Here is a 12780-nt window from a genome sequence, read left to right as displayed (position 1 = left end):
TTACATTTAACTATTTAACTCAATGAATTTCTTCAAAGTTGCTAATGCGCGTCCACTTTCCAATGACTCTTTGGCGAGAGCAATACATTCTTCAATAGTCTTCTCCGGACAAATCACATGGATGGCGAAAGCTGAATTGACTACCACTACATTCTTTTGAGCTTCCGTAGCTTTGTTATTCAGGATCTGGTCGAAAATCTTAGCTGCATCTTCCGGTGTTTGTCCACCATCCAGGTCAGTTTCCTTATAGCGGGAGAATCCGAGACTCTCGGGAGCGTAAATCTTTTCATGATCGCTGGTCGCCACTTTAAACTCATTTGTCAGAGAGATTTCGTCATATCCGTCGAGACTATGAACAACGGCAAATTTCGTCTTGCTTTCCTGATAAGTATAGGTATAGAGGCGAAGTAACGGGAGGTTGTAAACTCCTAAAAGTTGATAGGCCGGTAATACCGGATTAACCAACGGACCGAGCATATTAAAGAAAGTGCGTACTGCCAATCCTTTACGAACCGGAGCTACAGCCTTTAATGCCGGATTGAATAAAGGAGCATGCAGATAGGCAAGATTACATTTTTCCATGCTACGACGCAGTTGATCGATGTCACTGGTGAACTTTACACCGTGTTGCTCCATCACATTACTGGCACCGCTGACTGATGTTGCTCCGTAATTACCATGTTTCACAACCGGGAAACCGGCTCCGGCAACAGTGAAACAAGAAGCTGTGGAAATATTAAATGTATTTTTTCCATCACCTCCGGTTCCTACGATATCTATCGGAGCAAATTCACTTAAATCAACCGGAATACGCATTTCAAGCAATGCATCGCGGAAACCGCATAATTCTTCCACAGAGATATTACGCATCAGAAAGACGGTAATTAAAGAGGCTACCTGTACATCATTATATTTTCCTTGTGCGATGTTCTGTAAAATGGTGCGAGCCTCATCGCGTCCTAGATATTGATGTTCGAAAAGTTTGTATAGAATCTGTTTCATAAGTTTAATCGTTTAAGAAGTTTTTAATAATTTCTTTTCCTTGCGGAGTTAATACTGATTCGGGATGGAACTGAATACCATGTACATGGTAGGTCTTATGGCGGATTGCCATGATTTGTCCTTCCTGACTTTCTGCCGTTATTTCCAGGCAATCGGGAAAACCTTCCCGGCTGACTACCCAGGAATGGTATCTTCCGACAGGGATTTCTTTTCCCAACCCTTCAAAAAGCAAATCCTGGTGAAGGATGGTAATCGGAGTCTGTACTCCATGATATACTTCTTTGAGATTTTCCAGACGTGCTCCGAAAGCTTCGCCGATGGCTTGATGACCGAGGCAGACACCCAGAATACTTTTGGTCGGAGCATATCTTTTAATAATAGGTAATAGCAGTCCGGCTTCTTCGGGTATGCCCGGTCCGGGAGACAGGATGATTTTATCAAATCGGTCTACTTCATCAAGCTCTATCTGGTCGTTGCGGACTACTTCTACATCTGTAGCCCCTAATTCTTTCACTGCGTGCAGTAGGTTATAAGTGAAAGAGTCGTAGTTATCTAAAAGTAATATTTTCATTTTTATTGTCATTGTAAAATGGTTGTTCAAATACTATCTCTGCTTTCAATTTTTTAGTTTGACAGCTAAATCAATCGCCTTTTTCAGTGCTCCCAGTTTATTGTTCACCTCTTGCAGTTCGTATTCATCCTGACTGCGGGCTACAATACCTCCTCCGGCTTGGAACCAGAGTTCATTGTTGCGGCTTACAAAAGTACGGATGGTGATAGCCTGGTTTAATTCGCCGTTCAATCCGATAAAACCGATACAGCCACCATAGGCTCCACGATTATGTGGTTCGATTTCGCTGATTAACTGCATAGCGCGTACTTTGGGAGCACCGCTTAATGTGCCGGCAGGAAACGTGTCAATAAACGTTTTTATTTTGTCTGCGCCCTCATTCAACATACCGCTGACGCGGCTTACCAAGTGAATGACATGGCTATAATATTGTGGTTCCTTATAGAATAGAACGCGTACATCATGACAATTACGGGAAAGGTCGTTTCTGGCAAGATCAACCAGCATGACATGCTCTGCATTTTCTTTAGGATCGGCTAGTAAAGCTTCTGTCAGTTCCCGGTCTTTTACTATATCTCCGGTACGGCGGGTAGTTCCGGCAATCGGATCGATGTAAGCACGACCATCTTCGATTTTGCAATGTGTTTCCGGTGAAGAACCGAAGATGCGGTATCCTCCGAAATCGAAGTAGAAAAGATAAGGAGAAGGATTGATGCTGCGGAGTGCGCGGTAAACTTTGAAATCATCTCCGGCATAAGGTTGGATAAATCTTCTGGAAAGTACGATTTGGAAAACATCTCCACGCATACAGTGTGCGATTCCTTTGCGGACATTGGCTTTATGTTCTTCGTCGGTGATAGGGCTGGTAACGGGACCTGTTACAGAGAAATTGTAAGAAGCATAATTCCGGTTTTCGATGGCTGCTTCCAGTTCCGGCAAGCCGCTTTCTTCTCCTTCGGACAACATTTCAACGAGTGTCAATTCATTTTTGAAATGATTGAAAACAATGACATACTTATATAATATGTATAGCAAATCCGGAGCATCATTTTGCTCATCGTGACTTTCTTTCACCGGGATGTGCTCGAAGTATTTCACAGCGTTAAACGTCGTGTATCCGTAAAGTCCACATACATTCTTATTATCTCCGGTCACTTGGAATTGATTGATAAACCGGTTCATGGCCTTTTCTACATGGAAGGTTTTTGTCAAGGGTTCTTCCGTGCGGCTGTTATCGGGATATTTGGCAGTGACAATTCCACTGTTTATACCGATGCTTGCCAGGGGACAGAGGGCTATAAATGACAAGGAATTTTCTCCGGCATGATAATCGGAACTTTCCATTAATGCAGATTGCGGATACATGTCGCGGACTTTCAGGTAAATGCTGACGGGAGTATGCATATCTCCGAGCACTTGTTTGCTATGAGTTGTATAATTAAATGTTTTCATTTCTATAATTGCTTGATTATTGATTACGAATAATGGTTTACTAATTACTTATTGCTGTTCATTAAACGATAAATAGGTTTCAATATCTTTGTCTCCTCGTCCTGAAACAGTCAATACAACGATATCTTCCGGTTTGAACTTCAATTTTTTCAAAGCTCCTAATGCATGGGCAGATTCCAGTGCAGGGATAATACCTTCGAGTTTAGTTAGTTCGTAAGCGGCTTCTATTGCTTCGTCGTCATTGATTGCCAAAACGTTGGCACGTCTTTGTGCGGCAAGATTGGCGTGTATCGGGCCAATGCCCGGATAATCCAGTCCGGCGGAAATCGAGTAAGGCTCTTCAATCTGTCCGTCTTCGTTTTGGATGACGTAAGTACGCGCTCCGTGGATAATTCCCATTTTACCGAGTTGGATGGTAGCGGCGGTCATTCCGGTTTCTATTCCTTTGCCTCCGGCTTCTGCCAGAATGATGCCTACCCGTTCATCATTGATATAATGATAAATCGTTCCGGCAGCATTACTTCCTCCTCCGACGCAGGCTATCAGATAATCCGGATAGTCACGTCCTTCTTTTTCTTGCAGTTGTTTTTTTATTTCTTCGCTGATAACAGATTGCAGGCGTGCCACCATATCAGGATAAGGATGAGGGCCTACGGTAGAGCCGATGATATAATAAGTGTCGGCAGGATGACAGCACCAGTCGCGGATCGCTTCGTTGGTGGCGTCTTTCAAGGTCATATTTCCGGAAGTAACGGGAATAACGGTAGCTCCCAGCATTTTCATTTTCTCCACATTGATGTGCTGGCGTTCTACATCCGTCTTTCCCATATAAACGATACATTCCATATCCATCAATGCACACACGGTAGCTGTTGCTACTCCATGTTGTCCGGCTCCGGTTTCGGCGATGATGCGCTTCTTTCCCATGCGGCGTGCCAGCAAGATTTGTCCGATGGTGTTGTTGATTTTGTGTGCACCGGTATGATTCAGGTCTTCCCGTTTCAGATACAACTTGCAACCATACTTTTCGGAAAGGCGTTTTGCCAGATAGAGTGGGGAAGGGCGTCCTACGTAGTCGCGTAATAATTGCTCAAATTCCTTTTTAAATTCTTCGCTTTCAATCACTTCGAGGTACTTGTTTGTCAGTTCCTCAACACATTTGTGGAGGATTTCCGGTACGTAAGCACCACCGAATTCTCCGTAATAGCCATCCTGGTCAACTAAAAAACTTTTCATAATCCTATCTATTTTTTTATGTTATTATCTAAATCTGTTCGAAAATGGGCAAATAAAAAGAGCCCTGCCGCAAGTTGCGACAGGGCTCTTTCAAATCTGTTATATCTTTAATGAGGTATATACATACGAGCACTGCTCCCTTACGACTGTCGGAGTTGTAACGGGTGCCACCACCAATATGTATTTACTAACATTGTTCTCATTGTCTTTTGTAATTTTATGGGGGCAAATATAGACACTTTGTTTGAAACAGCAAACAAAAAATGACTTTTTTTCTCTTTTACCTTCATTTTTCTGATATAGAACAATTTTCAACCTGAACTGTTCTTATAAATATTGAATATTTAAACAAAAACAATTATGAAACAGAGAAAAGTTTTAGTAGGTATTGCTATTGCCATTTTCATTATATTATTATTGTATTGGTTATTGGTAGCAGAAGATATGAAACCTTGGTTGTCGGCTATGGTTCCCTCCGTGGCACAACAATTCTTCGCTTGATTCTGACAGGGTTCGGATAAATCATGTATCTTTGCAAGGAGAGTGGCTGATAACCAAAATAATAACAATAGACTAACGATATGGAAAATTTTATTTTTCAAAATCCCGTGAAACTGATAATGGGAAAAGGGATGATTGCCCGGCTGGCTAAAGAAATACCATCCGACAAGCGTATTATGATTACTTTTGGCGGCGGAAGCGTGAAGAAAAACGGAGTGTACGATCAGGTAAAAGAAGCATTGAAGAATCATTTTACAGTAGAATTCTGGGGAATCGAACCCAATCCTGCCATTGAAACTCTTCGTAAAGCTATTGCTTTGGGAAAAGAAGAGAAAGTAGATTATCTGCTGGCTGTTGGTGGTGGTTCCGTTATTGACGGTACGAAATTGATTTCCGCAGGAATTCTGTATGATGGTGATGCCTGGGATTTAGTACTTGCCGGACGTCCAGTCACTCATACTGTACCTCTTGCCACTGTATTGACTTTGCCCGCTACCGGTTCGGAGATGAATAACGGGGCAGTTATTTCCCGTCGTGAAACAAAAGAGAAATATCCTTTTTATGCCAACTATCCAATCTTCTCTATTCTTGACCCGGAAGTAACCTTTACCTTGCCTCCTCATCAGGTGGCCTGTGGTTTGGCTGATACCTTTGTTCATGTGATGGAGCAATATATGACTACTCCCGGGCAGAGCCGCATTATGGACCGTTGGGCGGAAGGCATTTTACAAACTTTGGTGGAAATAGCTCCGAAAATTCATGAAAACCAGCATGATTATCAACTGATGGCTGATTTTATGCTTTCGGCTACAATGGCATTGAATGGATTTATTGCTATGGGAGTGTCGCAAGACTGGGCAACTCACATGATTGGCCATGAAATTACTGCTTTGCACGGATTGACACATGGTCATACGTTAGCCATTGTTCTTCCTGCCACTTTACAGGTGCTTCATGAAGAAAAAGGAGACAAGCTTTTGCAGTATGGTGAAAGAGTCTGGGGAATTACTTCCGGTACGCGAGAAGAACGGATTGATGAAGCGATTTGTCATACCGAAGAGTTCTTCCGTTCACTTGGGCTGACTACACGTTTGCATGAAGAGAACATCGGACAGGATACTATCTTGGAAGTCGAACGTCGATTCAATGAACGTGGTGCTAAATATGGAGAGAATGGAAATGTAACGGGTGCTGTTGCCCGCAGGATATTAGAGACTGCACTTTAAGCATACTCTTACATTAAGAATATAGGATAAAGAGGATATTGGAACATACTTTTCACAATATCCTCTTTTCTTTTATTATTTCTCAATTTTCTCTGACCTTGGAATTCTGAACCAGAAGCGAGAGCCTTCTCCTTCTTTAGATTCCACTCCGATAACCCCGCCCAGTCTTTCTACTATGACACGGCAGATGGCTAGTCCGAGTCCTGTTCCTTTAATAAAGGAGTTCAGTTTGACGAAGCGTTCAAACACTTTATCTATCTTGTCAGCAGGAATTCCGATACCTGTATCTTTTACATAAAAGTATATTTCGTCTTTGGCTTCTTCAATCCGGTATCCCATTTCGATAGAACCTTTAGGGGTGAATTTCAAAGCATTATTTGTAAAGTTGATGATAACCTGTGATAGACGTATGCGGTCGGTATACATCACGCATTGATCTGCTTTTTCTGTGAATAAGATTTGAACGTCCGGGGAAGAATTCTTTTCTTGCATTTGCCTGCAAATACCTTCCATCAATTCATTGATATCAGTCTGTGCAAATGTGAAATCCATAGTGCCGGCTTCAATTTTAGAAAGATCGAGGATGTCGTCTATCAGTTGCAATAATAAGATATTATTGCTGGAGATGATTTTTACAAATTCTTTTCTCTCTTCCTCCTCCTCCGTCTGGCAAACCATTTCGGAGAATCCTACAATCGCATTTAGCGGGGTTCGTATTTCATGGCTCATATTAGCGAGAAAGGCAGATTTGAGCCGGTTGGATTCTTCGGCTTTTTCTTTTGCTTCCTGCAGCATTTTGTCCATCTTTAGTTTTTCAGTGATGTTTTCAAAACGAAGTAATCCTCCAATAATTTCAGTTTCCTTTTCGTCGCCGAATACAGGAGTTGCGGTCACTTCAAAATCTACATCGTCTACTCTGATGGTATGCCGGATAATTTTGCCCTGTTCGATAGCTTTCTTGAAAGCACATTGTCCACACGGTTCATTACGAAGTGCACTGGTCTGATAGCAAATTTTTCCCGGTATGTATCGTCTGCCTTTTACCAGGCTGGCTATTTGTCTTGTTTCCTCCCATTGTACGCGGTAATTTTTATCAATATAGATAAGGCCGAAGTCGATACTTTTTAGAGCTAGTTTTTGCTTCTTCAATGCTTTTTCCAGTTCTTCCTTGGCGGCAACTAATTCTCTTTCATAATTCTTGAGTTGTGTGATATCCCACCGGGTTGCCAACAGCCATTTCTTTTCTCCTTCCCATGAAATAATAGATTTAACGGCAATAGTATCATGGGTGATTCCATCGGGAGTGGTGTATTTCTCTTCTTTGCGATATACTTTGCCTGCTTGTATGAGTTCTTTGTCGATATGCCGGTATTTTTCACCTCTTTCTTCTCCGTAAATTTCATAATCAGTATGTCCGATGGCTTCTTCACTGCTAATGCCGGATTGAGCGGCTGATTCTTTATTCCAGTAATAGTATCGGAAATCGTTTGTAATATCTTTTACAAAGATAGGAAAAGGAAGGTTATCGAGAATATCAAAGGAAAAACGGTAGGAATGATTGGTCTTTTTAATCGTTTTTTGTAATTTACGGATTCTATATAGTAAGATGCTGATGACAAGGAGCAAAATAATTACCAGTAAATAATTATAACCCCAATGAGCTTCGTTGATCCAATAATTTAACAAAATATTGTTTGCCATAAAATGTTTGATATAAATGAGGTGTAAAGATATGAATTGTTCTTTAATTTTCAAAAAAATAATACATAAATATATTGTCTTTCAACATTATATTGTGAGGCTGTAATTATATGTGATGAAGAGATAGTAGAAGTGTGGTATTTTATAGTTCTTGTATAGTATCATATTTAGTTTGATTTAGAATCTTTTTTCGGAGAGAAAATGTATTAAAATATTAAATGATGTCTCATGAACTAAAATCATTTCTAATTTGTTTTAATAACGCTGGAGTATTTTCTATTTTTGTTCACCTGAATTAGTTTTGATAGAGTCAAAATAAAACAATCATTAAATTACGTATGCTAATAACCATTATCATTCTCGTTCTTTCGGCTGTCTTTTTTGTGAACGGCAAGGTTCGTTCGGATATTGTGGCACTATGTGCGCTGATAGCTTTACTTATTTTTCAGATATTAACTCCTGACGAAGCACTCTCCGGTTTCTCCAATTCGGTAGTCATTATGATGATCGGATTGTTTGTAGTGGGAGGGGCTATTTTTCAGACTGGGTTGGCAAAAATGATAAGTTCCCGTATTCTTAAACTTGCAGGAACTAGTGAGATTCGATTATTTCTGTTAGTGATGTTAGTGACTTCGGTCATTGGTGCGTTTGTCAGTAATACAGGTACGGTGGCGCTGATGCTTCCTATTGTTGTCAGTCTGGCGATGAGTGCCGGTATGAATCCGAGCAGGCTATTGATGCCATTGGCTTTTGCGAGTAGTATGGGAGGTATGATGACTTTAATCGGTACTCCGCCGAACCTTGTGATACAGAATACGTTGACTTCCGCCGGACTTGAACCGCTTTCCTTCTTCTCTTTCCTGCCTGTCGGTGTTGTCTGTGTAATTGTCGGTACACTTGTATTAATGCCACTTAGTAAATGGTTTCTTTCTAAAAAGGGTCAGAAAGATGATAATAAACGTTCGGGTAAGTCATTGAAGCAGTTGGTGAATGAATATGGACTTTCCAGCAATCTGTTCCGTTTGCAGGTAATAAAAGATTCCCGGCTTTTAGGTAAAACAATTATTGACTTGGATATTCGTCATAAATATGGTTTGAATATCATGGAAGTTCGTCGTGGTGATGCATCGCAACATCGTTTTTTGAAAACGATTACACAGAAGTTTGCCACACCGGACACAATGTTGCAAGCCGAGGATATTTTGTATGTGACGGGAGAATTTGATAAGGTACAACTCTTTGCGGAAGATTATCTGTTAGAGATTTTAGACGACCATGCAACAGAAGAAACAAAAAGTACAGTTAATTCGCTGGATTTTTATGACATCGGTATTGCTGAAATAGTGTTGATGCCAGCTTCTAATTTGATAAACCAAACTATTAAAGAGGCCGGTTTTCGTGATAAGTTTAATGTGAACGTATTAGGAATCCGTCGTAAAAAGGAATACCTATTGCAAGAATTGGGAAATGAGCGCATTCACAGTGGTGATGTACTTCTGGTGCAGGGAACATGGAATAATATAGCCCGTCTTAGTAAGGAAGAGGCTGATTGGGTTGTCTTGGGACAGCCTTTGGCGGAAGCGGCTAAAGTAACGTTAGACTATAAAGCTCCCGTGGCGGCTGCTATTATGTTATTAATGGTGGCAATGATGGTTTTCGACTTCATTCCGATAGCTCCGGTTACAGCTGTTATGATAGCAGGTATATTGATGGTATTGACCGGATGTTACCGTAATGTAGAAGCGGCTTATAAAACGATAAACTGGGAGAGTATTGTATTGATTGCAGCTATGCTTCCTATGTCCTTGGCATTGGAGAAAACAGGAGCTTCGGAATATATTTCCAATACGTTGGTTAGCGGCTTGGGATCATACGGACCTGTTGCATTGATGGCAGGTATTTACTTTACGACTTCGCTGATGACGATGTTTATTAGCAATACTGCTACTGCTGTCTTACTTGCGCCGATTGCTTTGCAAAGTGCCATACAGATTGGGGTGAGTCCGGTTCCCTTCTTGTTTGCTGTGACGGTAGGTGCAAGTATGTGTTTTGCTTCTCCATTCTCTACACCGCCTAACGCCCTGGTGATGCCTGCCGGTCAATATACTTTTATGGATTATGTAAAAGTAGGATTGCCATTGCAGATTATTATGGGGATTGTGATGATTTTTGTTTTACCTTTGATTTTCCCCTTCTAATTATTAACTTTTATTCTTTCGATAGGGAAATGAAGGAACTCGGGATTTTGTAGTGCTCTGTAGTACTGAATCTTTGTCGTTTAATTGAGAGTTGCATAGAATATGCAACTCTTTGTTTTTTGCTTCATACTACAAAGCTCATACTTATAAGTTTTTTATTTTCAATGATGTAGCCGGCTATCTTTTAATGAGAATAATTAAAATTATATTACTAAAAGATGTTAACTATGAGCTGAAAATACAACTTTAGCTGTCTTTTATCTATAAATACAATTATCTTTGTGTGTTCATTACTGATTGTTGATTAGTGGTGATTTGTATTTTGTGCAAATAAAGCAAACTTAAGCATTCAAAGATTATGAAACAGAACATTGCAAACGTCTTCACTTTTTCGTTGTTGGCGTCCTCCATCAGTTTTACTAGTTGTGTTGATAATGAGAAAACTCTGTTCGATGCAGATCAACTGAGACAAACTTACGAAGAAACCTTTCCTGTAAAGAACATCGATCCTAATGGGGATTGGACCATGTCGCATAAAGTGACGGCACATGTGTCGGTTAATGGAGATTTGGGCACAGATTATAAGATACAGATATTCGATGCTGACCCATTAAGCTCGGAAAGTACAGCAAAAATCTTAGCGGAAGGAACTGCCAATCAAAGTACAACTTTGAATGTAGTGATGGACTGTGCAACAGCTCTCAATAAAGTGTTTGTTGCACGTATAGACAATCACGGACATTATATGGTGCAGCCCGTGGCGATTGAAAATGGAGAAGTAACTGCACAACTTGGACATGAAAAGGATGTGCCTACACGCTCTATGTCACGAACTGTGCCGAAAACAGGTATACCGGCTATGGGAGCGCCTTATACAGCTGATGATATTAGTAGTAAAAAAGCGATAGCTACTGATGTTCAAGCTGGTTGGGATTTGGGTGCAGGTTCCGGGTGGTTTGAATATGCTAAATTACCTGTATTCAAAGAAAAAGAACGTTGGTTTAAAATTCAGAGTGGTACTTTTAATAAAGGATTTACTACTACTGGAACCAGTGGTGGAGCCCAGGCAGTGAAAGTAATCGTTCCTCAAGGAAGTACATGGATTATTGAAAGTAGTTATCAATTTAGCGATATTACAGAAATTGTAGTTGAAAATGGTGGGAAAGTAGAGATAGCTAAAAATGCGAGCTTGGTGTTGACAAATAAGTCTTATTTAACAGTAATGCCGGGTGGAAGTATTATAGGTGAGGGAACTATTCAAATTACAAATGGTTCTAGTGGATTAAGAAACTATAATGCAGGCACTATTAATTGCTCTGTATTAGATTTCAACGGTGGTGTAGGAGTCTTTTATAATTATGGATTACTTCAGTTGGAACGCTATGAAGCTTCAACAAATGGAATGGAACTGGTGAATCATGGTACTATGGAGGCTGAAAGTATTAATGGTAACAATAATACCAATATTAAAAATGGTTGTTATTTGAAAACCGGTAAATTCCAATTTGGCACACTTGTTATGGGGAATACTTCCGAAGCCATTTGCGAGGAGCTTGGTTATAATGGTAATGACAATGACATTGTAATGGAAGCTCAATCCATGTTGACTTGTACAGGTAAGGCCAGCTTATATAGAACTGTTACTGGTCCAACTGTGGGTACTGCTTTATTGAGAATTAATGAGATTGCTAATCTTAGTGGTTTGGCCCAATCTAATTCTAAAGTAACAAATAATATCATTTGTGAAATAACAGATCAGACATATAAAGGTGAAGCGCACTATGACTGGTCTCCTTTTGCATGGCTAGTAAATAAAGGATTGCAGCAAGGCGCTACCTATTGCAATCCGGGTAAGGCTGATTTTATACTTCCTGCTGACGGTGAATGTATCAAAGAAGGATACAATTCTGATGAAAATCCGGATGATGTAGAGATTCGAAATGCAGTTTATTCTTATGCCTTTGAAGACAATTATCCGCAAGCGGGAGACTATGATTTCAATGATATTGTGTTGAATGTCAATTTGCCTGCTGCTGGTAATGATGTGAAAGAATTGAAATATATAGTCGACCTGCGTGCGGTTGGTGCCGTGAAGCAATTAGGTGCTGGTTTAAGAATACGAGAATTCGATAAAAGTAATGTGGAAGAGGTCAGTTTTGGTGCAGGTGCTACCCAACGTACCAACTCATTAAATTCTGGAATATTTGAAAATGCATCTTATGAAACGAACGGTAATGAACTTGTGATTCCTTTATTTGGCGATGCACATTATGTGTATGGATATACTGGATCACAACGTCCTATGTTGAATACGGGGAATGCTAGTACTCCTCTTACAAACATATATACTCTTGAAGTGAACATAAAACTCAAGAATGCAATATCCATCCCTAGTGTGACAGACGGCTTAGATTTCTTTATTGCATATCAGGGGGGAGCTCAGAAGAGAACGGAAATTCATCTGAATCAATTTAATTCGCCTACAGCGAACGGCCAATTGGCTGATAAGGAAGTGCTGGATGTAATCAAGGCGGTTAATAATACATGGGCTCTTTGCGTTCCTGAAAAATTTGCTTATCCTACAGAGACAACAGTGATAACGGATGCATATGCTAAGTTCGCCGACTGGGCGCATGATCAGGCCATGAATACTGACTGGTATAATACTGTAAGCAGTAATAAGGTAATGAAGTATTAAGCTATTGATTTTATAAAAAACAAGGTATCATAATATTATATTTACTAAAATATAAAAAGGTGATTAATACGAGGACTTTTCCAAATATTGATCACCTTTTTTTCATATCGTAACATATTACGAACTTATTACAATGTTTATTTGTTATTTTTATATGTCAGTAGAAACACTTATATTCGCAAAAGTATTGGAACA

At 40.1% G+C, this 12780-nt stretch carries 9 protein-coding genes; 4 read left to right on the top strand and 5 right to left on the bottom strand.

What is annotated here, in order from left to right; genetic code table 11:
- Positions 1-6: 6 nt before the first annotated feature.
- The 4 genes from trpD to trpB are packed head-to-tail and all read right to left on the bottom strand — an operon-like array spanning position 7 to position 4261.
- Positions 7-1002: an anthranilate phosphoribosyltransferase gene (gene trpD / locus AB3G73_RS06705; RefSeq protein WP_217722521.1), complete on the bottom strand. Its 996-nt coding sequence runs from the start codon at positions 1000-1002 to the stop codon at positions 7-9.
- A 4-nt stretch (positions 1003-1006) separates the two neighbouring features.
- Positions 1007-1573, bottom strand: a complete 567-nt coding sequence (locus AB3G73_RS06700) for an aminodeoxychorismate/anthranilate synthase component II (protein ID WP_217722523.1) — start codon at positions 1571-1573, stop codon at positions 1007-1009.
- Between the two features lie 45 nt (positions 1574-1618).
- Positions 1619-3025: an anthranilate synthase component I family protein gene (locus AB3G73_RS06695; RefSeq protein WP_148367654.1), complete on the bottom strand. Its 1407-nt coding sequence runs from the start codon at positions 3023-3025 to the stop codon at positions 1619-1621.
- A gap of 48 nt (positions 3026-3073) precedes the next feature.
- Positions 3074-4261, bottom strand: a complete 1188-nt coding sequence (gene trpB, locus AB3G73_RS06690; protein WP_004300103.1) for a tryptophan synthase subunit beta — start codon at positions 4259-4261, stop codon at positions 3074-3076.
- Positions 4262-4621: 360 nt separating this feature from the next.
- Here trpB and AB3G73_RS06685 point away from each other — a divergent pair, with 360 nt between their 5' ends.
- Both AB3G73_RS06685 and AB3G73_RS06680 read left to right on the top strand, forming a co-directional pair.
- On the top strand, positions 4622-4762 hold the full coding sequence (locus tag AB3G73_RS06685) for a hypothetical protein (protein WP_004300101.1): 141 nt from the start codon (positions 4622-4624) through the stop codon (positions 4760-4762).
- 80 nt (positions 4763-4842) lie between these two features.
- On the top strand, positions 4843-5988 hold the full coding sequence (locus AB3G73_RS06680) for an iron-containing alcohol dehydrogenase (protein ID WP_258981047.1): 1146 nt from the start codon (positions 4843-4845) through the stop codon (positions 5986-5988).
- 75 nt (positions 5989-6063) lie between these two features.
- Here the strand turns inward: AB3G73_RS06680 and AB3G73_RS06675 are convergent, their stop codons facing one another.
- Positions 6064-7689: an ATP-binding protein gene (locus AB3G73_RS06675; protein WP_234133672.1), complete on the bottom strand. Its 1626-nt coding sequence runs from the start codon at positions 7687-7689 to the stop codon at positions 6064-6066.
- Between the two features lie 338 nt (positions 7690-8027).
- On the opposite strand from AB3G73_RS06675, the gene AB3G73_RS06670 reads away from it, so the two are divergent.
- Positions 8028-9887 carry an SLC13 family permease gene (locus AB3G73_RS06670; RefSeq protein WP_195649969.1) on the top strand — a complete coding sequence of 620 codons (1860 nt, stop codon included), beginning with the start codon at positions 8028-8030 and terminating at the stop codon, positions 9885-9887.
- Between the two features lie 358 nt (positions 9888-10245).
- Entirely contained in the window at positions 10246-12585 is a 2340-nt protein-coding gene (locus tag AB3G73_RS06665; RefSeq protein ID WP_258981044.1) for an LruC domain-containing protein, read from the top strand.
- The last annotated feature ends 195 nt before the right edge of the window (positions 12586-12780 follow it).

The organism is Bacteroides sp. L008 (genome assembly GCF_040812255.1).
GTDB lineage: Bacteria > Bacteroidota > Bacteroidia > Bacteroidales > Bacteroidaceae > Bacteroides > Bacteroides vicugnae.
This window is presented reverse-complemented; position numbering and strand designations above follow the sequence as displayed.

Excerpts from the sequence above, each read along its gene's own strand:
- trpD (WP_217722521.1), bottom strand. The coding sequence starts at position 1,002 with ATGAAACAGATTCTATACAAACTTTTCGAACATCAATATCTAGGACGC.
- AB3G73_RS06700 (WP_217722523.1), bottom strand. The coding sequence starts at position 1,573 with ATGAAAATATTACTTTTAGATAACTACGACTCTTTCACTTATAACCTA.
- AB3G73_RS06695 (WP_148367654.1), bottom strand. The coding sequence starts at position 3,025 with ATGAAAACATTTAATTATACAACTCATAGCAAACAAGTGCTCGGAGAT.
- trpB (WP_004300103.1), bottom strand. The coding sequence starts at position 4,261 with ATGAAAAGTTTTTTAGTTGACCAGGATGGCTATTACGGAGAATTCGGT.
- AB3G73_RS06685 (WP_004300101.1), top strand. The coding sequence starts at position 4,622 with ATGAAACAGAGAAAAGTTTTAGTAGGTATTGCTATTGCCATTTTCATT.
- AB3G73_RS06680 (WP_258981047.1), top strand. The coding sequence starts at position 4,843 with ATGGAAAATTTTATTTTTCAAAATCCCGTGAAACTGATAATGGGAAAA.
- AB3G73_RS06675 (WP_234133672.1), bottom strand. The coding sequence starts at position 7,689 with ATGGCAAACAATATTTTGTTAAATTATTGGATCAACGAAGCTCATTGG.
- AB3G73_RS06670 (WP_195649969.1), top strand. The coding sequence starts at position 8,028 with ATGCTAATAACCATTATCATTCTCGTTCTTTCGGCTGTCTTTTTTGTG.
- AB3G73_RS06665 (WP_258981044.1), top strand. The coding sequence starts at position 10,246 with ATGAAACAGAACATTGCAAACGTCTTCACTTTTTCGTTGTTGGCGTCC.